Source organism: Isoptericola sp. NPDC056134, from assembly GCF_042264825.1.
Taxonomy (GTDB): domain Bacteria; phylum Actinomycetota; class Actinomycetes; order Actinomycetales; family Cellulomonadaceae; genus Isoptericola; species Isoptericola nanjingensis.
In genome coordinates, this window is the sequence record NZ_JBHJVM010000014.1 from 33,220 (window position 1) to 55,067 (window position 21,848).

19 protein-coding genes are annotated in these 21,848 nt (G+C 75.1%); 13 read left to right on the top strand and 6 right to left on the bottom strand.

Features of this window, described 5'->3' with window-relative positions:
- The first annotated feature begins 65 nt into the window (after nucleotides 1–65).
- Nucleotides 66–245 (top strand): DUF5302 domain-containing protein, encoded by a 180-nt coding sequence (locus ACFCZN_RS14285; RefSeq protein WP_429762202.1) that lies wholly within the window; start codon nucleotides 66–68, stop codon nucleotides 243–245.
- Nucleotides 246–334: 89 nt separating this feature from the next.
- On the opposite strand, the gene serA is transcribed toward ACFCZN_RS14285, so the two are convergent.
- Both serA and ACFCZN_RS14295 read right to left on the bottom strand, forming a co-directional pair.
- Nucleotides 335–1,573, bottom strand: coding sequence for a phosphoglycerate dehydrogenase (gene serA, locus ACFCZN_RS14290; RefSeq protein ID WP_430557183.1), 1,239 nt, complete (start codon nucleotides 1,571–1,573; stop codon nucleotides 335–337).
- Nucleotides 1,574–1,727: 154 nt separating this feature from the next.
- Nucleotides 1,728–4,037: a HelD family protein gene (locus ACFCZN_RS14295; protein WP_429762200.1), complete on the bottom strand. Its 2,310-nt coding sequence runs from the start codon at nucleotides 4,035–4,037 to the stop codon at nucleotides 1,728–1,730.
- A 170-nt stretch (nucleotides 4,038–4,207) separates the two neighbouring features.
- Here ACFCZN_RS14295 and ACFCZN_RS14300 point away from each other — a divergent pair, with 170 nt between their 5' ends.
- The 5 genes from ACFCZN_RS14300 to ACFCZN_RS14320 all read left to right on the top strand — a co-directional run bounded on the left by ACFCZN_RS14300 (nucleotide 4,208) and on the right by ACFCZN_RS14320 (nucleotide 8,808).
- Nucleotides 4,208–5,620: a PP2C family protein-serine/threonine phosphatase gene (locus ACFCZN_RS14300; protein WP_430557184.1), complete on the top strand. Its 1,413-nt coding sequence runs from the start codon at nucleotides 4,208–4,210 to the stop codon at nucleotides 5,618–5,620.
- On the top strand, nucleotides 5,617–6,828 hold the full coding sequence (locus ACFCZN_RS14305) for an ATP-binding protein (protein ID WP_430557185.1): 1,212 nt from the start codon (nucleotides 5,617–5,619) through the stop codon (nucleotides 6,826–6,828). Before ACFCZN_RS14300 ends, ACFCZN_RS14305 begins: the two co-directional genes overlap by 4 nt.
- A gap of 90 nt (nucleotides 6,829–6,918) precedes the next feature.
- Nucleotides 6,919–7,359 carry a response regulator gene (locus tag ACFCZN_RS14310; RefSeq protein ID WP_429762197.1) on the top strand — a complete coding sequence of 147 codons (441 nt, stop codon included), beginning with the start codon at nucleotides 6,919–6,921 and terminating at the stop codon, nucleotides 7,357–7,359.
- 113 nt (nucleotides 7,360–7,472) lie between these two features.
- Nucleotides 7,473–8,411, top strand: coding sequence for a proteasome assembly chaperone family protein (locus tag ACFCZN_RS14315; protein WP_429762196.1), 939 nt, complete (start codon nucleotides 7,473–7,475; stop codon nucleotides 8,409–8,411).
- 193 nt (nucleotides 8,412–8,604) lie between these two features.
- Nucleotides 8,605–8,808, top strand: coding sequence for a cold-shock protein (locus ACFCZN_RS14320; protein WP_429762195.1), 204 nt, complete (start codon nucleotides 8,605–8,607; stop codon nucleotides 8,806–8,808).
- A gap of 100 nt (nucleotides 8,809–8,908) precedes the next feature.
- On the opposite strand, the gene ACFCZN_RS14325 is transcribed toward ACFCZN_RS14320, so the two are convergent.
- Nucleotides 8,909–9,727: a spermidine synthase gene (locus ACFCZN_RS14325; protein WP_430557186.1), complete on the bottom strand. Its 819-nt coding sequence runs from the start codon at nucleotides 9,725–9,727 to the stop codon at nucleotides 8,909–8,911.
- A gap of 295 nt (nucleotides 9,728–10,022) precedes the next feature.
- Between ACFCZN_RS14325 and ACFCZN_RS14330 the strand changes: the two genes are divergently transcribed.
- From ACFCZN_RS14330 to ACFCZN_RS14340, 3 genes are read left to right on the top strand one after another with little or no spacing between them, the layout of a single operon-like run.
- Nucleotides 10,023–10,439 carry an SAV_6107 family HEPN domain-containing protein gene (locus ACFCZN_RS14330; protein ID WP_429762193.1) on the top strand — a complete coding sequence of 139 codons (417 nt, stop codon included), beginning with the start codon at nucleotides 10,023–10,025 and terminating at the stop codon, nucleotides 10,437–10,439.
- The gene (locus ACFCZN_RS14335) at nucleotides 10,436–11,713 is read left to right on the top strand and encodes a DNA polymerase IV (protein ID WP_429762192.1); all 1,278 of its coding nucleotides are present in this window, start codon (nucleotides 10,436–10,438) and stop codon (nucleotides 11,711–11,713) included. The genes ACFCZN_RS14330 and ACFCZN_RS14335 overlap by 4 nt, the downstream gene beginning before the upstream one ends.
- Before the next feature lie 38 nt (nucleotides 11,714–11,751).
- Nucleotides 11,752–12,180, top strand: a complete 429-nt coding sequence (locus tag ACFCZN_RS14340) for a DUF3040 domain-containing protein (RefSeq protein WP_429762191.1) — start codon at nucleotides 11,752–11,754, stop codon at nucleotides 12,178–12,180.
- A gap of 213 nt (nucleotides 12,181–12,393) precedes the next feature.
- On the opposite strand, the gene ACFCZN_RS14345 is transcribed toward ACFCZN_RS14340, so the two are convergent.
- From ACFCZN_RS14345 to ACFCZN_RS14355, 3 genes are read right to left on the bottom strand one after another with little or no spacing between them, the layout of a single operon-like run.
- Nucleotides 12,394–14,631 (bottom strand): transglutaminaseTgpA domain-containing protein, encoded by a 2,238-nt coding sequence (locus ACFCZN_RS14345; RefSeq protein ID WP_430557187.1) that lies wholly within the window; start codon nucleotides 14,629–14,631, stop codon nucleotides 12,394–12,396.
- A complete protein-coding gene (locus tag ACFCZN_RS14350) occupies nucleotides 14,628–16,031 on the bottom strand; it encodes a DUF58 domain-containing protein (RefSeq protein WP_430557188.1) in 1,404 nt (467 codons plus the stop codon). The genes ACFCZN_RS14345 and ACFCZN_RS14350 overlap by 4 nt, the downstream gene beginning before the upstream one ends.
- 8 nt (nucleotides 16,032–16,039) lie before the next feature.
- A complete protein-coding gene (locus tag ACFCZN_RS14355; RefSeq protein WP_429762672.1) occupies nucleotides 16,040–17,050 on the bottom strand; it encodes an AAA family ATPase in 1,011 nt (336 codons plus the stop codon).
- A 495-nt stretch (nucleotides 17,051–17,545) separates the two neighbouring features.
- Between ACFCZN_RS14355 and mraZ the strand changes: the two genes are divergently transcribed.
- The 4 genes from mraZ (at nucleotide 17,546) to ACFCZN_RS14375 (ending at nucleotide 21,765) form a co-directional block, all read left to right on the top strand.
- Nucleotides 17,546–17,980 carry a division/cell wall cluster transcriptional repressor MraZ gene (mraZ, locus tag ACFCZN_RS14360; RefSeq protein ID WP_429762671.1) on the top strand — a complete coding sequence of 145 codons (435 nt, stop codon included), beginning with the start codon at nucleotides 17,546–17,548 and terminating at the stop codon, nucleotides 17,978–17,980.
- A 193-nt stretch (nucleotides 17,981–18,173) separates the two neighbouring features.
- A complete protein-coding gene (rsmH, locus tag ACFCZN_RS14365) occupies nucleotides 18,174–19,211 on the top strand; it encodes a 16S rRNA (cytosine(1402)-N(4))-methyltransferase RsmH (RefSeq protein WP_429762188.1) in 1,038 nt (345 codons plus the stop codon).
- A complete protein-coding gene (locus ACFCZN_RS14370; protein WP_429762187.1) occupies nucleotides 19,208–19,639 on the top strand; it encodes a hypothetical protein in 432 nt (143 codons plus the stop codon). The genes rsmH and ACFCZN_RS14370 overlap by 4 nt, the downstream gene beginning before the upstream one ends.
- A gap of 116 nt (nucleotides 19,640–19,755) precedes the next feature.
- Nucleotides 19,756–21,765 (top strand): peptidoglycan D,D-transpeptidase FtsI family protein, encoded by a 2,010-nt coding sequence (locus ACFCZN_RS14375; RefSeq protein WP_430557189.1) that lies wholly within the window; start codon nucleotides 19,756–19,758, stop codon nucleotides 21,763–21,765.
- The last annotated feature ends 83 nt before the right edge of the window (nucleotides 21,766–21,848 follow it).

A 21,848-nucleotide genomic window follows, 5' to 3' on the forward strand; every position in this document is an offset into this window, starting at 1 on the left:
CACCAGGTGCTGCGTGGCCCCGCCGCGCGAGCACACCCACCCCGACGGACGACGAGGTGACCGCGATGACGGACGACTCCAGGGCGAAGCCCTCCGAGGACACGAAGGCGCGCTTCCGGGAGGCGCTGGAGAAGAAGAACGCCGCCAGCCACCCGACCGCCGGCAAGGACGGCAACACCGGCCAGGTGCACGGCTCGGAGACGACCGGGCCCGTGCAGAAGATGTTCCGCCGCAAGTCGGGCTGAGCACCGACCGACGCGCGAAGGGCGGCCCCGGGGAACCGGGGCCGCCCTTCGCGCGTGCGGCGCGTGCGCCGTGCGGTGCCGGGTGGGTGTCAGCCGGCGGCGGGCCCCGGCGGGAACTCGGGCCGCTCGAACGCGTCGCGGATGCGGAGGCGGATCGTCGAGTCCATGGCCTGCAGCTTGGCCGACGCGCCGCGCTGGGTGACGTCCGAGATGTCGGTCACCACATAGCCGATCTCGCCGCGCGTCGCGAGCATCTGCGCCTCGATGTTGGCGCCGTGGTCGGCGAAGACCTGGTTCACGCGGGCGAGGACGCCGGGCACGTTGCGGTGCAGCAGCATGATGCGGCCGACGCCCGTGTGCGCGAGCTGGAGGTTCGGGAGGTTCACGGACAGCGTCGTGGACCCGGTCGCCACGAAGTCGCGCAGCTTCTTGGAGACGAACTCGCCGATCGCCTCCTGGGCCTCCTCCGTCGAGCCGCCGACGTGCGGGGTGAGGATGACGTTCGGCAGGCCGCGCAGGGGCGACGTGAAGCCGTCGCCGCGCTTCTTCGGCTCGGTCGGGAAGACGTCGACGGCCGCGCCGCCGAGGTGCCCGGAGAGGATGTGCTCCCGCAGCGCCTCGACGTCCACGACGAAGCCGCGCGACAGGTTGAGGAAGATCGCGCCGGGCTTCATGCCGGCGAACAGGTCCGCCCCGAAGAGGCCGGCGTTGCCCGCCCGCCCGTCCACGTGGATCGTCACGGCGTCGGCCTCGGCGAGCAGCTCCTCGATGGTCTCGACGCGGTGCGCGTTGCCGAGGGCGAGCTTCTCGGCGGTGTCGTAGAAGACCACCCGCATGCCGAGGTTCTCGGCGAGCACCGACAGCTGGGAGCCGATGTTGCCGTAGCCGATGATGCCCAGCGTGCGGCCCCGCACCTCGTGCGAGCCCTCCGCCGTCTTGTCCCAGACACCGTCGTGCAGCGCCTTGTCGCGCACCGTGAGGCGGCGCGTCAGGGCGATGATCTCCGAGATCGCGAGCTCGACGACGGAGCGCGTGTTCGAGTAGGGCGCGTTGAACACGGCCACGCCGTGGGCCGCGGCGGCCTCGAGGTCGATCTGGTTGGTGCCGATGGAGAAGGTGCCGACGGCCTGCAGGCCGGGGACGCTCTCCAGGACCTTGCGGGTGACGGTGGTCTTGGACCGGATGCCGAGGATCTGGAAGTCCGCGAGGGACTCGATCAGCTCGGACTCGTCGAGCGCGCCGGGGCGCGTGACGACCTCGATGCCCGCATCACGAAGATTCTGGGCAGCGACGGGGTGGACGTTCTCGAGAAGGAGGGCTCGCAGCACGAGGCCATGGTGCGCCGTGCGGGCCCGCGCCGACAAACGCGTCTCACCGTTGCGGTGCCATGTCCGGTGCCATGTCCGGTGCCATGTCCGGTGCCATGTCCGGTGGCGATGTCCGGTGCCACGTCCGGTGCCACGTCCGGTGCCACCTCACGCGTCACGCCGCGACGAGCTCCACGATGCCGGCGGGGAGGGCACGCTCGTGCACGACGACGAGGCGCTGGGTGGGGCGCGTCATCGCGACGTACAGGTCCGACGCCCCGCCCGGACCCTCTGCGACGGCCGCCGGCTCGACCAGCACGACGGCGTCGAACTCCAGCCCCTTGGCCGCGCGCGGGTCGAGCACGCTCACCTGGGCGTCCTCCGGGCGCTGGGCGAGCAGGCGCGCGCCCTCGTCCGGCCCGAGGGCGTCGGGCAGGGCGGACTCGACGGCGACCCGGATCGCCTCGACCTGGTCGGCCGCGGCCACCACCGCCACCCGTCCGGCGCCGTCGGAGCCGACGAACTCGCCCGCGAGGGAGACGGCGTGGTCCACGACCTCCTGGACCAGAACCGGACGCGCGGGACCCGACGGCGTGACCCGCGTGAGCTCCAGCGCGCCGTCGACCTGCCGGGCGGCGGTGAGCGGCGAGACGGGGAGCGCGGCCTCCGCGGCCATCCGCTGCGCGGCGTCCGCGACCGCGGCCGGGGTGCGGTAGGAGACCGTCAGCTCCTCCAGGCGCCAGGAGTCGCCGAGCACCGGGTCCAGCGCACGGGCCCACGACCGGGCGCCCGCGGGCGACGACGTCTGCGCGACGTCCCCGACGATCGTCATCGAGCGCGTGGGCACGCGGCGCACCAGCATCCGCCACGCCATGGGGGAGAGCTCCTGCGCCTCGTCGACGACCACGTGGCCGTACGTCCAGGTCCGGTCCTCCGCGGCGCGCTCCGCGGTCGTCAGCCGCGGCCCGGTGGACTCGAACCGGGAGGCCAGCGTCTCGGCGTCCACCAGGCCGCCGCCCGCGCCGGTGGACTCGAGCACGGACCGGGCGTACTCCAGCTCCGCGGCGCGCTCGGCGGCGCGCGCCCGGGCCTCGGCCCTGGCGATCGAGTCGTCCTCGCCGAGCAGCTCGGCGGCCTCGTCGAGCAGGGGGACGTCGGCCTCGGTCCACGGTGCGTCCGGGTCGCGCCGGAGGGCCGCTCGCTCGCTCGCGGACAGCTCGGGCGCGGCCTCCGCCAGCCGGTGCGGCTTGGCGAAGAGGTCGGCGACGAGCTTCTCGGGGCTGATCGGGAACCAGGCGAGGTTGAGGGCGACCCGCACGTCCCGGTGGGAGCGCAGGTCCTCGGTGACCATCGCGACGTCCTCGGGGGCGAGCTCGGTGTCGGCCGCGGCGCGGTACTGGTCCACGAGGCGCGCGAGCATGTCGCGCACGAAGGCGGCGCGGGCCTCGTTGTGCGGTTTGTGCGTGCGGCGCGCGCGGCCGATCGCGTCGCGCACGTCGCGGCGGCGCACGACGAGGTCGTACCCCTCGAGCCGGAAGCGGACGTCGCGCTCCGGGACGCGCTCGCGGGCGCGCACGGCGCGGCGCACGACGTCGCGCCACACCAGACGCCCCTTGATCTCGGTGGCGGCGGGGGTGTCGGCCAGGTCGGCCCGGACGCCGGGCAGCAGCTCGCCCACGGTGGTCGCGACGACGCCGGTCTCGCCGAGCGAGGGCAGCACCTGGTCGATGTACCGGAGGAAGGCGCGGCTCGGGCCCACGAGGAGGACGCCGCTGCGCTCGAGCACGCGACGGTGCGCGTACAGGAGGTACGCGGCGCGGTGCAGGGCGACGGCGGTCTTGCCCGTGCCGGGGCCGCCCTGCACGACGAGCGCGCCGGCGAGCTCGGCACGGATGATGCGGTCCTGCTCGGACTGGATCGTCGCGACGATGTCGGTCATCCGACCCGTGCGGCGCGCGGCCAGCGAGGCGAGGAGGGCGCCCTCGCCGGAGAGGGTCGACGCGGCGAGGGAGCCGTCGCCGCCCTCGGCGCCGTCCGCCAGGGCGTCGAGGTCGAGCACCTCGTCCTCGAGCCCGGTGACCGCGCGTCCGGTCGTCACGAGGTGCCGGCGACGGCGGACCCCGGCGGGGTGGAGGGCGGTCGCCCGGTAGAACGGCGTCGCGGCCGGCGCCCGCCAGTCCGTGAGCAGCGACCGGTGCTCGGCGTCCGCGAGACCCAGGCGTCCCACGTACCTGGTGTCGCCGTCGTCGAGGTCGAGGCGACCGAACGCGAGCCGGTCCTCGACGGCGTCGAGCTGGGCCACGCGGTCCTCGTAGAGGGTGGCGAAGGCGTCCCGCTCGCTCCGGTTCTGCGGCGACCCCGACGGCCCCGAGCGCCGGACCTCCGCGAGCCGGTCGCGCGTCGCGCGTCGCAGCTCGTCCAGTCGGGCGTAGAGGCCGTCGACGACCTCCTGCTCGCGTGCCAGCTCGTCCTGCCTGCCTGCCACGCATCCTCCCCAGCGTCCTTCGGGCCGCGCTCTGACGACGGTGCGGCCCCGGCGGCGGACCATCATTGCAGATGCCGGGGCCGCCCGCGGGCACCGTCCGGCGCCGGGCGGCGACGCGCCGGGCCCCGGACACCTGCCCGGAGCGGAGGGCCGGGGCTAGGATCAGGCCCATGAGCAGCGGCGACGTCCTGCGATCCGGGTCCGACGGACCCGCCGAGGACGCGGCCGCCACTGTCCTCCTGGTGGAGGACGACGACGGGGACGCGCTGCTCGTCACCGAGCTGCTCGAGGACGCCGAGGTCACGGTCGTGCTGCGGCGCGCCCGGTCCGTGGCGGAGGCCGTGGACGCCCTCTCCCGGCCCGGCGGCGCACCGGGGGTCGACTGCGTCCTGCTCGACCTCGGGCTGCCGGACGCCGTCGGGCTGACGGCGGTGTCGCGGCTGCGCGAGGTCGCCGAGCGCGTCCACGACGTGCCCGCCCTCGTGGTGCTCACGGGCCTGACCGGCGGCGACCAGGGGTTGCAGGCGGTGGCCGCGGGGGCCGACGACTACCTCGTCAAGGGCGAGACGGACTCGGGGCTCCTCGGCAGGTCGCTGCGCTACGCGCTCCAGCGGCGCCGGTCCGCGGCACAGCAGCGTGCGCTCTACCGCAGCGCGGTGCGGGCCGAGGAGACCGCGCGGCTCGAGCGGGCCCTGCTGCCGAAGCCCCTGGTCGGCGACGAGCGCGTCTCGGTGATGGTCGGCTACCTGCCGGGCGGCGGCGGCCTGCTCGGCGGCGACTTCTTCGACACCGTGGAGCGGCCGGACGGGTCCGTGCTGTCCGTCGTGGGCGACGTCGCCGGCCACGGCCCCGACGAGGCGGCGCTCGGGGCGACCCTGCGCACCGCCTGGCGCACCCTCGTCCTCACCGGCACGCCGCCCGAGCGCATCCTCGAGCACCTGGAGCGCGTGCTGCTCACCGAGCGGGCACGGCCGGAGGTCTTCGTGACCCTCTGTCAGGTGGTCGTCGCCCCCGACCGTTCCGGGATCGACCTCTACCTGGCGGGCCACCTGCCGCCGCTGCTCATCACGGGGCCGGTCGGGGACCTGCGCTGCGAGCTGCTGCCGCCCACCGGTCGGGGGCGGGCGCTCGGCGTCCCCGTCGACGGCGGGTGGGAACCGCGGCGGATCGCGCTCGACGGCCCTTTCGCGCTCATGCTCTACACCGACGGGCTCGTGGAGGCGGAGGTGCGGCACGGCGGCGTCCCCGACGCGGCGGCGGAGCCGGTGCTGGACGGCCTGGGCAAGGACGCGCTCGGGCTCGTCGCGCTGCACGGCGAGCGACCCGCGCGCGTGGGTCCGTTGCGGCGCCGGGTGCCGCGCCTCGGGCAGTCCGGGCTGCACGAGCTGGTGCGAGACGACCTCGAGCGGCAGGGCATCGTCGGCGTGGTCGAGCGCGTGCTGCGACGCGTGCGCGCGCTGCACGGCGGCCCGCTCACCGACGACGCGGCGCTGCTCGTCGTCGGGTGGACCGGGCACGACACGCCCTACCTGGGGGAGCGGTCCTCGACCCTCGCGGACTCGGCCGAGTGGGCGCGCCCGTGAGGCGCGAGCGCCCGCTGCACGACGTCGTCCTGCGGCTGCTGCTCATCGTCGGCGCGGTGCTGCTGCTCGCGCTCGCCGTCGCGCTCGTCGCGATCCAGCGCTCGCTGGTGCTGCTGCGGGTGGGCGCGGGCGACGAGGCGATGGACGCGGCCCACGCGTGGAACCTCACCCTGCTCGTCGTGGTGATCGTGCTCGTCCTGCTCGTGGTGGTCATGGGCCTGTTCATGTGGCGCGCGCTGCAGCGGGGCGTGACGCGGCCCCTGGCTCGGCTCGCGGACTCGGTGCGGGCCGCCAGCACGGGGGAGCACGAGCACGAGATCCGGGTCGAGGGCACCGGCGAGGTCGCGGCGCTCGCGGCCGACGTCGAGCACATGCGCCGCGAGCTGGTGCAGCAGGTGGCCGAGGTGCGCGCGTCGCACGGCGAGACGGAGCGCGCGCACGCCCAGCTCGCCGAGCAGGCGCGCGAGCTGGCCCGCTCCAACCAGGAGCTGGAGCGCTCGAACCGCGACCTCGAGCAGTTCGCCTACGTGGCCTCGCACGACCTGCAGGAGCCGCTGCGCAAGGTGGCGAGCTTCACCCAGCTGCTCCAGAAGCGGTACGGCGAGCAGCTGGACGAGCGGGCGGACCAGTACATCGCCTTCGCCGTCGACGGCGCGCGCCGCATGCAGCGGCTCATCCAGGACCTCCTGAGCTTCTCGCGCGTGGGGCGCTCCGGCAGCGAGCCCGAGGACGTCGACCTCGAGCGGGCGCTCGAGCAGGTGCGGCACGACCAGGAGCGCCGGATCGTCGAGGCGGGCGCGGAGGTCACGCACGACCCGCTGCCCGTCGTCCGGGGGGAGAAGGCGCTGCTGACGATGCTGCTGGCGAACGTCGTCGGGAACGCCGTGAAGTTCCGGGACCCTGGCCGTCCGCCGCGCGTGCACCTGTCGGCGCGGCGGGTCGAGGGGCCGGAGCCCGGCTGGGAGCTGTCCTGCACCGACAACGGCATCGGCATCGACCCGCAGTACGCCGAGCGCGTCTTCGTCATCTTCCAGCGGCTGCACCCCAAGGACGTCTACTCGGGCACCGGCATCGGGCTCGCGCTGGTCAAGCGGGTGGTCGAGCACCACGGCGGGCGGGTCTGGCTGGAGCCGGCCCCCGGCGGCGGGACGTCGGTGCGGTGGACCCTCCCGGACCGTGACGAGGCGACCGACGTCATCGTCGGTTAGGCTCGGCAGACGTCGCTGACCTGCGACGATGCTGCAGAAGGTACGGCAGGGGCGCGCCCCGACCGGGCGTTCGACGACGAGGGAGCGGGCATGACGGACCAGCAGACGGGTATCGAGGTCCTTCTCGTCGAGGACGACCCGGGCGACGTGCTCATGACCCGCGAGGCGTTCGAGGAGCACAAGGTCGCCAACCGGTTGTCCGTCGTGGCGGACGGCGTGAGCGCGATGGCGTTCCTGCGCAAGGAGGGCGAGCACGCCCAGGCGCCGACGCCGGACCTCATCCTGCTGGACCTCAACCTGCCCCGCATGGACGGCCGCGAGGTGCTCGCGGCGGTCAAGGCGGACGAGCGGCTCAAGCACATCCCCGTGGTCGTGCTCACGACCTCCGAGGCGGAGGAGGACGTGCTTCGGTCCTACTCGCTGCACGCGAACGCCTACGTGACGAAGCCCGTGGACTTCGACCGGTTCATCCAGGTGGTCCGCCAGATCGACGACTTCTTCGTCACGGTGGTGCGGCTGCCCCACCGCTGAGCGGGCCGGGGAGCGGCGGCCCACGGGCCGGGAAGGATCCGGGGCGGGGCGCGGTTGACACTCGTGCGGGCGCGAGCCCGTCGGCGCGAGCCGGAGAACCGAGGAGGAACCCCTTGCTGGACCCGCAGAGCATCTACGAGGTCGACGAGGCCGCCGTCGAGAGCGTCCTGCCCCACCACGGGCCCGACGCGCCGTCGGTCGGCACCGGGCCCGTGCTGCTGCACGCGCTCGACGGGTTCGTCGACGCCGGCTCCGCGGGCGAGATCGCCGTGGAGCACGTCACCGAGGAGCTGACGACCACGCGCCTGGTGACCTTCGACGTCGACCAGCTCCTCGACTACCGCTCGAAGCGGGTCGGGATGACGTTCGACGCCGACCGGTGGTCCGCGTACGACGAGCCCTACCTCGCGATCGACCACGTCGCGGACCGCGAGGGCACCGGCTTCCTGCTGCTGCACGGCTCGGAGCCGGACCTGCAGTGGGAGCGGGTCGTCGCGGCCGTGAAGGGCCTCGTGGAGCGCTTCGAGGTCTCCCTGACGGTCGGCTTCCACGGCATCCCGATGGGCGTGCCGCACACCCGGCCGCTGTCGCTGACGGCGCACGGCACGCGTCCCGGCCTGGTGGAGGACTACACGTCGTTCTTCGGCACCGTGCGGGTGCCCGGCTCGCTCGCGGCTCTGCTGGAGTACCGGCTCGGCGAGGCCGGGCACGACGCGATCGGCTTCACCGTGCACGTGCCGCACTACCTCGCGCAGTCGCGCTACGCGCCGGCGGCGGTCGTCGCGCTGCGGCACGTGGAGCGCGCCACGGGCCTGGACCTGGCGACGGGCCGGCTCGCGGAGGCCGCGGCGGACGCGACCATCGAGGTCGAGAAGCAGGTGGGGGAGTCGGGCGAGGTGAAGGCCGTCGTCAAGGCGCTCGAGGAGCAGTACGACGCGTTCACGAGGTCGGTGGGTCGGCCGAGCCTCCTGGCCGAGCAGGCCCCCCTGCCCACGGCCGACGAGCTCGGCGCGGAGTTCGAGCGCTTCCTGGCCCGGCAGGACGACGACTGACGCATCGCGCGGCCCCGCCCTGAATGGCCGATGCGCGGCTTCCGCGGCATATCCGTGGCACGTCGGTGTGGTCCGTGCCACACTGACCGCGTTGCAGAGGCGCTCCTTCGCACGAACCGGCGGTGCGGCCTGCAACGACGGGTGGCCGCCCGGCCCGCTCGTGCCCGTTGTGACGGAAGGTCGAAGGATCAGCATGGCGCAAGGTTCTGTGAAGTGGTTCAACTCGGAGAAGGGCTACGGCTTCATCGCGCAGGACGACGGCGGGGCCGACGTCTTCGTGCACTACTCCGCGATCCAGTCGCAGGGGTACCGCACCCTCGACGAGGCCCAGCGGGTCGAGTTCGAGATCACCCAGGGCCCCAAGGGCCCGCAGGCGGAGCAGGTCGTGCCGCTCTGAGCACCCGGCACGCCTGACGACGGCCGCGTCCCCGCCCGGGGCGCGGCCGTCGTCGTGACCGGGGAGTCCGTCCCTCGGCCCGCCGCTCGGCCGCGCCGGGTCAGGCCCCGGTGAACTTCCGGAGCTCGCCCCCGACGAGGAGCCGCGCCGGGACGGGCAGGCTGCGCAGCCGGCGCGCGAGGCCGGCGTCGTGCAGGTCGACCTCGTCGGCGGCGTCTTCGCCGGACCCGTCGCGGGCGTCGCCGGGTACGGCCCTGACCGCGACGAGCACCACGTTGCCGTACCGGCGCCCCTTGAGGACGGCGTGCTCCGCGACGACCCCGAGCCGGCCGTCGGCCGCCGCGTCGGGCCCGAACGCCTCGGCGAGCGTCGCCGTCTCCCGGCGCGCGAGGGACAGCGGGGGGCGGTCCGCGCAGTTCGCCAGCAGGACGCCGCCGGGCCGCAGCACGCGGTGCGCGGCCGCGGCGAACGCGTCGTCGGCCAGGTGGTCGGGCGTGCGGTCGCCCGCGAAGACGTCGCGCACGACGACGTCGAACGAGCCCGGCGCCAGGGACGCGAGGGCGTGGCCGGCGTCGTCGGCCCGCAGCCGGAGTCGGGGCGAGCGCGGCAGCGCGAACCACGACCGCACGAGCTCGAGGAGGCGGGCGTCGACGTCGACGCCCAGCTGGCGCGAGTCCGGTCGTTCGTGCTCGACGTGCCGCGCGAGGGCGCACCCGGCCGCCCCGAGGTGCAGCACCCGCAGCGGGCCGTCGGGCATCCCCGCCAGCACGGCGGCCATCTGCTGCATGTACTCGAAAGCGAGGAAGCCGGGGTCGTCGAGGTCGAGGGCGGAGCTCGGCACGCCGTTGACGTGCAGCGTCACGCGGTCGGGGTGGTCCGGGTCGCGCTCGACTCGCGCCGTGCCCGTGTCGATCGGCACCTCCTCGTCGGGGAGTGTCGGTGTGTCGGGGGATGCTGGGTGGCGTCGACCGGACCGGCGCTCGGGGCGCGATCCGCCTCGGGAGGAGCGGGACATGCGACCAGTCTCGCCGCTCCGAGGGGCGGGGCGGACTGGCAGTCCGACGGTTGACAGGTTCGAACAGGTGTTCGACACTGGACGGGCGCGGGGAACCGCGGAGCACGGGAGGTGCAGGATGTCGGCTCGCACGAGATCTGCCGGTCCGACGAGCGGTCGGGGCCATGCCGGCCGAGCAGGTCATGTCGGTGGGGGCGCGGTGCTGCCCCCGAGCCCCGAGGTGACCCGGCTCCTCGATCGCTCCGACGCGGAGCTCGCGGCGGCCGCGACGGCGACGGACCCCGCCGAGCGCTTCGTCCACGCCCACCTGGCTGCGCTGCGCGCGGCGGCCGCCGTCGTCGCGCTGCGCGGACGCCCGTCGGTCCGGAGCCGGGCGCGCTCGGTCTGGGACATGCTGGCGCTCGTGGAGCCCGACCTCGCCGCATGGTCCGGGTACTTCGCCTCCGGTGCCCGGGTCCGGGCGGCGGTCGAGGCGGGGCTCGAGCCTGACGTCGACGCCCGCCGGGCGGCCGAGCTCGTGGCGTGCGCGGAGGACTTCCGGGACGAGGTCGGCCTCCTGGTCGACCCGCGCGCCGGGTTCGCGCGTCCGCTCGCCGTCGCTCCGGCGGCCTCGTGAGCCGCGGTCCGCGGTCTGCGGAGGCGTTCCGGGACTGGGGCGCCGACGAGTCGGGCACCTCCGTGCTGCACGTCGACATGGACGCGTTCTTCGCGTCCTGCGAGCTCGCCCGCCGCCCCGAGCTGAGGGGACGTCCCGTGATCGTGGGGGGCCGGGAGCGGGGTGTCGTGCTCGCGGCGACCTACGAGGCCCGGGCCTTCGGCGTACGGTCCGCGATGTCGATGGCCGCCGGTCTGCGGCTGTGCCCGCAGGCCGTCGTGGTGCCGCCCGACCACACGCTGTACCACGAGGTGTCCGAGTCGGTCATGGCGATCCTCGCCACGATCACGCCGCTGGTGGAACGGATCTCGGTCGACGAGGCCTTTCTCGACGTGAGCGGGGCCCGTCGTCGGCTCGGCGCCCCGACGGTGATCGGGGCGAGGCTGCGCGAGCAGGTCCGTGCCGAGCACGGGATCACGTGCTCCGTCGGGATCGCGCGCAACAAGTTCGTGGCCAAGCTGGCGTCCACCCACGCGAAGCCGGACGGGATGATGCTCGTGCCGGCGGACGCGACGGTGCCCTTCCTGCGCACGCTGCCGGTGGGCGCGCTCTGGGGGGTGGGTGAAAAGACGGAGGCCGCCCTGGCGCGCTGGGGCATCACGACCGTGGCCCAGCTCGCGGACACCGACGTGCCGACGCTGCAGGCGGCGGTCGGGTCGGTCTCCGGGGCGCACCTGCACGACCTCGCGTGGGGGCGCGACCCGAGGCCGGTCGTCCCGGGTCACGAGGAGCGCAGCGTCGGGGCCGAGACCACGTTCGAGCGCGACCTGTGGGACCTGGGCGCGGTGGAGCAGCGCGTCCTCGAGCTCGCGGACCGGGTCGCGGCCCGGCTGCGGCACCAGGGCGTGGTCGCGCGCACGGTGTCGATCAAGGTCCGTACCTCCGACTTCCGGACCCTGACCCGGTCCCGCACGCTCGACGGCCCGACCGACGTGGCGCGCGCGATCTTCCTCGTCGCACGCGAGCTGCTGGGTGCGGCGGACCTGCGCGGTCTGCCCGTGCGGCTGGTCGGCGTCCGCGGCGAGAACCTGCAGGTCAGGTCCGGTCTCGCCGAGCAGGTGACCCTCGACGAGGCCGTGGATCCGCGTCAGGAGGCCCGCCGTGAGGCCGAGCTCGCGCTGGACGCGGTGCGTGAGCGGTTCGGCCGATCGGCGATCAGCCTGGGTGCGGCGTCGGGTCGCCGCCGAGGTTCACCCTCGTCGACTACCGTGCCGGGCGGCGCGGGCATATCCTGAAGGCGTTACCGTTCCACCTCGATCCCCGGGGGGACTCGATGCCACTGTCCGAGTACGAGCAGCGAGTGCTGGAGCAGATGGAGCGCGCGCTGAGCAGCGACGATCCCCGTCTGGCCAACACCCTGCAGCAGGCGCGCCGCCGGTCGCCCCTGCGTTATGTCCTGGCCGGCGTCGGAGTCGTCGCGGGCTTGCTGCTGCTCGTGGTCGGTGCTGCCACGTCGCAGGCCTGGGTCGGTGTCGTCGGCTTCGTCCTGATGTTCGCCGGCGTCGCCTACGCGTTCGCGGCCCCGCGCCGGTCGGGGCCCACGGGTGTGGTCCGGCCGGACGGCACCGTCGACCCGGCGACCAACCCGGACCGCGCGCGTCCGGGCCGCACCGCCCCGCAGGCGGCGCCCGCGGCGAAGAAGGAGGGCTTCCTCGCCCGTCTCGAGGAGCGCTGGGAGCGGCGACGCGACCAGGGCCGTTGAACCGCCAGGGTCGTTGAACCGCCGAGCAGCGACCCACTGCGGCGCCTCGTCGCACGCACCGCTTCACCGCAGGCACCACGAGCCCGCCCTGTCCCGAGGACAGGGCGGGCTCGTCGGTCGTCGGCACGCGCGTCCAAAGACGCACCGCGCTGGTGGTCCATCACCCCCGGGGCGGGCGGGCTCGTCCTGGCGGACCCGCGACCGTCGCCGGGCTCACCGTGTCGACAGGGTCTCACCGAGCCCGGAGGCGACCGCCGTCGTGAGCCGTTCGAGCTCGTCGGGCTCGGGCGCGACGGGCTCCCGCGCGTACCTGCTGGCCTCGGCCGCCCCTGCGAGCGCGGCGAGGTCCTCGCGCACCGCTGGGGCGAGCTCGCGGCCGGTCCGGGCGGTCACGGCCGTCGCGATGACGTCCGGCGCGCGGCGGAGCGTGGTGGCCGGCGGTAGCCGGACGCCCTCGGCGGCGAGGGCCGCGAGCACCTGCTGCCAGGCGAGCTCGGGGTCGAGCTCCTGCGACGCACGGCGCCGTCGGGCGAGCAGCAGCACCAGGCCGCCCACCAGGACGACGACGAGGCTGCCCGCGGTGATCCACACCCAGCCGGGGAGGCCGGTGTCGACGACGGGCGTGACCGCGGCGGCGGACGAGGCCGACGGCGTCGCCTCGTCGTCGGTCGAGGTGCTTCCCGCCGTGGGCTGCCGCTCGCGGAGGTCGTTGGCCGTGGGCGCCGCGGCCGGGTCGCCCTGCACGCGCGGCATCGTGTAGGCGGGCGGGCTCCCCGTCTGCTGGGCGGGCGTGGGCTCGAAGCGCACCCAGCCGCTGCCGGGGAAGTAGATCTCCGGCCAGGCGTGAGAGTCCTGCCCCGTGATCTGCCAGGCGGTCTCGCCGGTGCGGTCGCCGGGCAGGTACCCGACCGCGAGGCGCGCGGGGATGCCGAGCGACCGCGCCATGACCACCATGGTCGTCGCGAACTGGATGCAGTAGCCCGTGCGGTGCTGCAGGAAGTCCCAGACCGGGTCTCCCGTGCCGCCGCGGGGGATGGTCGTCGAGTACGTGAAGCGGGTGGGGTCGCGCAGCCAGCGCTGGAGGGCGACGGCCTGGTCGTAAGCGGTGTCGGCGTCGCCCACGGCCTCGCGCGCGGCCGCCTCGACGTCGCCCGCGTGCGCGGTGTCGGGCACCTGGGTGTAGACCTCGTCGAGGTCGGCCGCCCGTGCCCCCCGGAGCGTGGCGGGGTCGAGGTCCCGTTCGTGCACCGTGAGGGTGTAGGAGTCGCCCGCGGCCGTCAGCCCCCCGACCACCTCGTCCCTGGCGGGGTCGTAGCCCCACCCGCCGCCGTCCGTGGCCACCTGGCGGGGGTCGATGCTGATGGGCAGCTTGTCGTCGCGGAGCTCGCCCACGTCGAGGGCGACCGTCCGGACGGCGGTCTCGCCGGACGGCGGGTCGTCGGGCCACAGGACGTCGCCGTCGCCGAAGTCTCTGCCGCCGCGCTCCTCCCCGCGCTGCCACCGGCGCCCGTCGAAGGCCGTGGCGGTGTAGCTGCGCAACGGCCCGACGTCGGCGTCGGAACCGGTGTCGTAGGACAGGACGACGGAGCGGGACCGTTCGGTCAGGCTCCGCAGGATGTCGAGGTCCTCGGCGAGGCGGATGGTGTCGCCCGTGGTCGTGAAGGTGCGGTACCAGCCCGCGGGCCCGCCGGGGAGCGCGGCGGACGCCGTACCGACCAGGCCGGCGACGACGGCGAGGACGACGGCGCCGGCGGTCGTCGCGACGGCGCGGGACCGCTCGGCGCGCCGCACGGGCGCGGGCGTGCGCTCGGCCCGTCGCGCCCGGGCGACCAGCGGGCCGTCGAGCGTGAGGAGCAGCAGCAGGGCCGCGACGGTCACGACGAACACGCCCCACGGCACTCGTCCCGCGAGCACGAGCGGCGGGGCCCAGAGGGCGAGGAGCGGCAGGCCGACCGCCGCGGGACGGCGCAGCGCGCCCGCGAGAGCGTCGGCGAGCAGCAGCACGAGCAGCGTGCCGCCGACCGTGAGCAGGCCCATGGGGACGCTGCCCGTCACGGGGGCGACCTCCGACCGGGCGATCTCCCCGGCCTCGCCGAGCCGCGCCACGACGCGCGACAGGTGCTGCGGGGTGACCACGAAGGTGGGGTCGGCGGTGGGGCCGCCGTACCGCGCGAGGACGAACCAGGCGGCGACGACGCCGCCCAGCACGCTGGGCCAGGCGGAGCCGGACTCCTTGGTGCGCAGCCCTCGAGCGCGGGCCCGCCGCTCGATCGTGACCCGGGACGTGACCGTCGTCGCGCTGACGAGGACGATGCCGAGGAGTGCCGCGCGGGTCCAGCCGCCCGGCAGCACGATGCTCGTGAGCGAGAGCATCGAGGCGGCGACCGCCACGGCGACCAGGACCCCGGAGGCGACGGTGCGGGCCGTCGGGCCCGCGTGGGCGGGGATCATGCTGCCCCCTCCGAGAGGAGCGCCCAGGCGCGGTCGGGCGCCGTGCCAGGGGGGCAGGTGGCCACGCGCCAGCCGGCGGCGCGCAGCGCGCCGACCGTCTCTCCCGCCGGCGCCGCACCGGGGTCCCGGGCCTCGGCCGGCGCCACGACGAGCGCCCAGCAGGTGCCCTCGACGCCGAGCTCGGCCACGTCGCGCAACGCGGCCTCCGGCTGGGGGCCCAGCACGGCGACGACGATCTCCTCCTGCGAGCGCGAGGCGCGCAGGGCGCGGACCGTCTGCAGGACGGCGCGCTCGGCGTCGGCGGCCCCGCGGTGCCCGCGCAGGTCGACCGCCTGGTCGAGGACCGTCGCGCGGCCGGTGCGCGCGCCGGCGGCGAAGGGGACGGGCGCGGGGCCCGAGCCGGTGGGCACCAGGCGCGCGGGGTGGCCGGCGTCGAGGAACGACGTCGCGACGGAGGCCGCGAGCTCGACGGCGAGCTCGCCCTCGGCGTGCGTGCGGGAGCCGCGGGTGGACGGCCAGACGCCGGTGCGCGGGTCGACGGGCGGCGGCAGCAGCGCCCGGTCGAACAGCACGGTCACGGGCCGCACGCCGGCGCTCTCGTCCGCCCGGACCATGAGCCGGCCCTGGCGCGCGGAGCCCGCCCAGTGCACCCGGCGGGGGTCGTCGCCGGAGACGTACTCGCGCAGGACGGAGTCGTCGGTGGACGCCAGCCGTGCGCCGGTGGCCGCGCGCTCGACGTCGCCGAGCACCCGCGTGCGCGTGGGCAGGCCGACGGTGCGGGGCCACACCGCGACGCGGGTCGCGGCGCCGAGCGGCTGCGTGGTGCGGACCAGCCCGAAGACGTCGGTGCGCGTGGTGAGCAGCGGGCCGAGGGCCCAGCGACCCCGGCGGGACGGGGTGAGCGCGTAGGAGACCGCGATGCGGTCCGCGTGCGCCGTCACCCGGGCGCGGATGCCGTGCGGCCCCGCCAGCTCGTGCGCGGCCTGCTCGGACAGCCGCAGGCGGGCCAGCCGCTCGTAGGCCGCGCCCGTGCGTGCGCGGGCGCCGACGACCAGGCGCACCGTGGCCGTCTGGTCGCGCACGACGGGGTTCGGCGTGAGCTCGCGCGTGACCACGAGCGCCCCCCGACCGGCGTCGAGGCGTTGCACCCCCATGAGCACCCAGGAGAGGAGGACGGCCAGCACGGCGGCGGCGCCGAGGCCCACGACGTCGGGCAGGTCGAGCAGGGTGCCGATCGTGACGAGCACCAGGCCCGCGACGAGCAGGGCCAGGCCGCGGCGCGTGGGCCGGACGCGGACGACCCGCCGCAGCGCCGGGTGCCGGGCGTCGCGGCGGCCGCGCTGCCCCGCCCTGCGCTCGGTGGCGGCCGGGACCGCGCCGGACTGGTCGTCGCCGGACATCGCCGGCCCTACCGGCCGCGTTCGCGGGAGGGCCGCGCGAACGACCCCGCGGGCGGGGCGACGGCGACGCGGCCGCCGGGCACGGCGGTGCGCTGGACGATCTCGGAGATCACGTCCTCGGGGGTCACGCCGCCGAGCCGGGACTCGGTGCTGAGGATCAGACGGTGGGCCAGGACCGAGACGGCGAGGGACTGCACGTCGTCGGGAAGCACGTGCTCGCGCCCCGCCATGGCGGCGGCGGCCTTGGCGGCCCGCAGCAGCTGGAGCGAGGCCCGCGGCGAGGCGCCGAGCCGGACCCCCTCGTGCTGCCGCGTCGCGCCCACGAGGCCGAGCACGTACTGCTTGACGGGTCCCGCCGCGTAGACGGCGCGCACCGCCTCGGCGTACCGCACCATGTCGGCGCCGGTGGTGACGGGGGACAGGTGGTCCAGGGGGTCGGAGGACTCCTGGCGGTCGAGCATCTGCAGCTCGGCGTCCGTGTCCGGGTAGCCGACGGTGAGGCGGGCCATGAACCGGTCGCGCTGCGCCTCGGGCAGCGGATAGGTGCCCTCCATCTCCACCGGGTTCTGCGTCGCCACGACGAGGAACGGCCGCGGCAGCGTGTGCGTGGTGCCGTCGATCGTCGTCTGGCCCTCCTCCATACACTCGAGGAGCGCGGACTGCGTCTTGGGCGAGGCGCGGTTGATCTCGTCGCCGATCACCACGTTGTTGAACACCGGCCCGGGCCGGAACTCGAAGTCGTGCGTGGCGGTGCGGAAGATGTTGACGCCGGTGAGGTCGCTCGGGAGCAGGTCGGGGGTGAACTGGATGCGGCCGACACGGCAGTCGATGCTGCGGGCGAGGGCCTTCGCCAGCGTCGTCTTGCCGACGCCGGGGACGTCCTCGATCAGGAGGTGACCCTCGGCGAGCAGGACGGCGACGGTCACCTCGGCGAGGCCGGGACGCCCCGAGACCACGGAGTCGATCGCCTCCCGCACCCGCGTGGTGGCGGTGACGAGCTCGTCGAGATCTCTGGTCAGGGCGTCGAGGCCGGTCCCCGTGGAGGGGGTGGGTCCGTCCCTGTGGTCCTCCGTCTCCGTGCGTGCGCCGGCCAGCGTGGGGGAGACGGGTTCTGGGTGCACGGGTGACCTCCGGTTCACGTGCTCGTGACGTTCTCGCAGCCTAGTGGAATCGGGGCCGGACGTGACGACGATCACCCGCTCCACCTCGCTCCACGACGCACCCCGCGTGCGGTGGTCGCGGCCGTGCGGCACCTCCTGGTACCGGACGCACGCTGCGGGCGACACGATTCCGGCGACCCGCCCTCCACCGCCCTCCACCGGCGGCCCGCCCCGCCCCTGACGCCCTGACCTGCGGCGATGTGTGGGGACTGTGGGGGGAGCGGGTGAGATGGGGAGAACTCCCCCTCGTTCCCCGCGCCTGGTGGAGGAAAGTGGAGTAGCGTGGAGGCTGCGGGAGCGCGAGGGGAGGTGCGAGCCGTGGCAGGTCTGGAGGACACGTTTCCGGGGGCCGGGCTGCTGCTCGGCACCTACACCCCCAAGCTCGACGAGAAGGGCCGGCTCATCCTCCCCGCGAAGTTTCGCGCCCGACTCGCTCCCGGCCTCGTCATGACGAGGGGACAGGAGCGCTGCCTCTTCCTCCTCCCGATGGACGAGTTCGGCCGCATGTACGAGCAGGTGCGGCAGGCCCCCGTGACCAGCCGGCAGGCGCGCGACTACCTGCGCGTGTTCCTGTCGGGTGCGAGCGACGAGCTGCCGGACAAGCAGGGGCGGGTCGTCATCCCGGCCGCCCTGCGCGCGTACGCCGGCCTCGACCGGGACGTCGCCGTGATCGGCGCCGGGACCCGCGTGGAGGTCTGGGACCGCACCACCTGGGAGACCTACCTGGCCGAGCAGGAGTCGTCGTACTCCGAGACGTCCGAGCAGATCTTCCCGGACCTGCAGTTCTGAACCACCGGCACCACCCACAACCGCACAGCAGACGAGCAGCAGCAGGGCCCCGCACGACGAGGCCTCCTCCCGCGAGGGTCTGGCGCACTTCCCCGGTGCCAGAACGGCGCGGAGGGAGACCTGGCCGGGCGGGGCCCCGGCGACCATCTGGACCGGACCCGACACGAGACCGAGCACGAGAGGAGGAGCACCGATGAGCACACCGGACGACGCGCGACCCGCGGGCGACCGTCACCTGCCCGTGCTGCTGCAGCGGTGCGTCGACCTCCTCGCGCCGGCGCTCGCGGAGCCGGGCAGCGTGCTGGTCGACTGCACCCTGGGCATGGGTGGTCACACCGAGGCGGTGCTGGAGCAGGTCCCGACGGCCCGCGTCGTGGGGATCGACCGCGACACCCAGGCGCTGCGCCTCGCGGGCGAGCGGCTGGCCCGCTTCGGCGACCGGTTCACCCCGGTGCACGCGGTCTACGACGAGATCGGCGAGGTCGTCGCGGAGCTCGGGCTGGACGGGGTGCAGGGCGTCCTCATGGACCTCGGCGTCTCGTCGCTGCAGCTCGACGAGGCCGGCCGGGGCTTCGCGTACGCCCAGGACGCGCCGCTCGACATGCGGATGGACCAGACGCGCGGCGCGACCGCCGCCGACGTCCTCAACACCTACGACGAGCGTGCGCTGGCGCGGGTGCTGCGCGAGTACGGCGAGGAGCGGTTCGCGCCGCGCATCGCCAGGGCGATCGTGCGGCGCCGCGAGGAGCGGCCGTGGGAGCGGACGGGCGAGCTCGCCGACCTGGTGCGGGCGTCCATCCCCGCCGCGGCGCGGCGCACGGGCGGCAACCCGTCCAAGCGGACGTTCCAGGCGCTGCGGATCGAGGTGAACGGCGAGCTGGAGGTGCTCGAGCGCGCCGTGCCAGCCGCGATCGAGGCGCTGGCCGTCGGCGGGCGGATCGTCGTCGAGTCCTACCAGTCGCTGGAGGACCGGATCGTCAAGCGGGCCGTCGCGCGCGGGACGACGTCGAGCGCGCCGGCCGGCCTGCCCGTCGAGCCGGAGACCCACAAGCCCTACCTCGAGGCCCTGACGCGGGGCGCGGAGGAGGCCGACGAGGCGGAGCTCGAGCGCAACCCGCGCGCCGCCTCGGTCCGCCTGCGCGCCGCCCGCCGCGTCCGCCCCACCCCCGACCACATGCGCACCGCGCCCCGCCCGCGCACCCGCCCGCACCCCAAGGAGGACCGCCGATGAGCGCCCTGCGTGCCCCCGCCACCCCCGGGACCCGCCCGGCCGCGGCACCCCGCCGTGCACCGCTGACCTCGCTGCCGGGCGGCGCCGACGACCGCGGCCGCCGGCTCGACGCGGTCCGCGCCCCCCTCCAGGCGACGTCGGGCGTCCCGTTCCTCGTGCTGTGCGCGGTGATCCTCGCCGCCGCGCTGCTGGCGGCCCTGCTCCTCAACACGTCGATGGCGCGCGGCTCGTACGAGGCGTCGCGGCTGCAGGCGGAGGTGGGTCAGGTGGCGCAGGACGTCCAGACCCAGCAGGAGAAGCTCCGGGCCGCGGAGTCGTCGCTGGCGGAGCGCGCCACGAAGCTCGGCATGGTCCCCGCCGAGGACCCGACGATGATCAGCGTCGAGAAGCGCGCGAAGGTCGGGATCGGCGACACGGAGACGCCGTGACCGGGCGGACGCCTCCGGCCCGCGGCGGCGCGCGGAGCGGCGGCTCGGCCGGCGGGCGCGCGACACGCCCGGGCCCGGCCCGCACGACCCGGACGTCGGCACCGCAGACTCGAGGGGTGAGCACCTCCCGCACCACGAACGGCTCGACGCCGCGGGCGGCCGCGCGTCCTGGCACAGGCTCGACCTCGCGGTCGACGCCCCGCTCCCGCCCGGGCCGCGGGACGGCGGCCCGGAACGCGAACCCGCCCGCGGGCGGCGGGCGCCCGCGGGCGGGCACGACGCCGGTCCGCTCCACGGGCCGGACGACGGCGCGCGGCGGGGGTGCACCGCCGCGCCCGCGTGGCGGAGCCGCGGGCCGGGGGCGTCCGGGCGACCCCGGGCGCCGGCAGCGGTGGATCATGGTCGTCGCGGCGCTCGTGCTCACCGTCTTCGTGGGCCGGCTGGTGCAGGTGCAGATCTTCCAGGGACCGGCGCTCGCGGCGAAGGCGCAGGAGGCGCGCACCACGCACTCGGTGCAGCTCGCGCACCGCGGCGACATCGTCGACGCCAACGGGCGCGTGCTCGCGACGTCCGTCGACCGGTACACCATCTCCGCCGACACGCTCGCCATCCAGGGCTTCCAGGGCGGCCAGCGCGTGGACACCGCCACCGGCAAGGCGGTGCAGGACGGCGCGCTCGGCATCGCGCAGCTCCTCGCGCCGATCCTCGACGCGCAGCCCGCGGAGCTCGCCGCGAAGCTCAACGGGGACGACCGGTACGTGATCCTCAAGCGCAACGCCGTGCCCGAGGTGCAGCGGGCGATCACCAAGCTGGAGCTGCAGGCCTACGTCCGCACCGAGCTCACCTCCCGCCGCACCTATCCGGCGGGCACCGTCGCGGGCACGCTCGTGGGCTTCGTCGACCGCGACCAGGTGGGCCAGGGCGGGCTCGAGCGCGCCTACGAGGACGTGCTCGCGGGCACCGACGGCAAGGTCACCTACGAGCGCGGCCGCGACGGCGTCCCGATCCCCAACTCGGAGCGGGACACCACCGAGGCGGTGCCCGGCAGCAACGTGGAGCTGACGATCGACCTGGACGTCCAGTGGAAGGCGGAGGAGTTGCTCGACGACGCGGTCTCGAAGACCGGGGCGAAGTACGCCATGGCGGTCGTCGAGGACGTGCGCACGGGCCAGGTGCTCGCGGTGGCCGACTCGGGCGACGTCGACCCCAACGACCGGTCGACGTCCGCGGTGGCCAACGGCTCCCGCGCCGTGAAGGACGTCTTCGAGCCCGGCTCCACGGGCAAGGTGATCACGATGGCGGCAGCCCTCGAGGAGGGCTACTGGAAGCCCGACAGCCAGTTCCGCGTGCCGTACCGTTTCACCACGCCCAACGGCGAGTCGTTCAAGGACTCGCACGAGCACCCCGACCAGCAGCTGACGCTCGCCGGCGTCCTGGCGCACTCGTCCAACACGGGCACGGTGCAGATCGGCGAGAAGATCCCGCTCGACGTCCGCTACGACTACCTCGGCAAGTTCGGGTTCGGGCAGCCCACCGGCCTCGGGCTGCCGGGCGAGTCGGCGGGCATCCTGCCCTCCGAGCAGACGCTGGCGCACGACGCCCGCACCCCGTACACGATCCTGTTCGGGCAGGGCGTGGCCGTGAACGCGATGCAGGCGACCCAGGTCTTCTCGACGGTCGCGAACGGCGGCGTCCGGGTGGAGCCCAGCCTGGTCGCCGGCACGCGCGCGTCCGACGGCACGTTCACGCCCGCCGAAGCGCCCTCGAAGGAGCGCGTGGTCTCGGAGAAGACCGCCGACTCGGTGATGCGGATGATGGAGTCGGTCGTGGGGGAGGAGGGCACCGCCGCCAACGCGCGGGTGCCCGGCTACCGCGTGGCCGGCAAGACCGGCACCGCCCAGATGTGGACGGGGGCCGGGACCACTTACATGGCGTCGTTCATCGGCGTCGCGCCCGCCGACGACCCTCGCTACACGGTGTCGGTCTTCCTGCGCAGCCCCCAGTCGTCGATCTACGGCGGCGTGGTGGCCGCGCCGGTCTTCAGCGACCTCATGGGGTACACGCTGCAGAAGATGGACGTGCCCCCCAGCACGACCCCGTTCAAGCCGTACGCCCTCACCTGGTGAACGACGTGGTGACCGAGGCGGCGAAAGACGCCGTGCGGTCCGTGACGGTTCTCATGCCGGGCGCCCTGGGTGCCGGGCCCGCA

Coding starts and splice junctions, on each gene's coding strand:
- ACFCZN_RS14350 (WP_430557188.1), bottom strand. CDS start 16,031: ATGTCCGGCGACGACCAGTCCGGCGCGGTCCCGGCCGCCACCGAGCGC.
- ACFCZN_RS14340 (WP_429762191.1), top strand. CDS start 11,752: ATGCCACTGTCCGAGTACGAGCAGCGAGTGCTGGAGCAGATGGAGCGC.
- ACFCZN_RS14345 (WP_430557187.1), bottom strand. CDS start 14,631: ATGATCCCCGCCCACGCGGGCCCGACGGCCCGCACCGTCGCCTCCGGG.
- ACFCZN_RS14285 (WP_429762202.1), top strand. CDS start 66: ATGACGGACGACTCCAGGGCGAAGCCCTCCGAGGACACGAAGGCGCGC.
- rsmH (WP_429762188.1), top strand. CDS start 18,174: ATGAGCACACCGGACGACGCGCGACCCGCGGGCGACCGTCACCTGCCC.
- ACFCZN_RS14370 (WP_429762187.1), top strand. CDS start 19,208: ATGAGCGCCCTGCGTGCCCCCGCCACCCCCGGGACCCGCCCGGCCGCG.
- ACFCZN_RS14320 (WP_429762195.1), top strand. CDS start 8,605: ATGGCGCAAGGTTCTGTGAAGTGGTTCAACTCGGAGAAGGGCTACGGC.
- ACFCZN_RS14300 (WP_430557184.1), top strand. CDS start 4,208: ATGAGCAGCGGCGACGTCCTGCGATCCGGGTCCGACGGACCCGCCGAG.
- ACFCZN_RS14310 (WP_429762197.1), top strand. CDS start 6,919: ATGACGGACCAGCAGACGGGTATCGAGGTCCTTCTCGTCGAGGACGAC.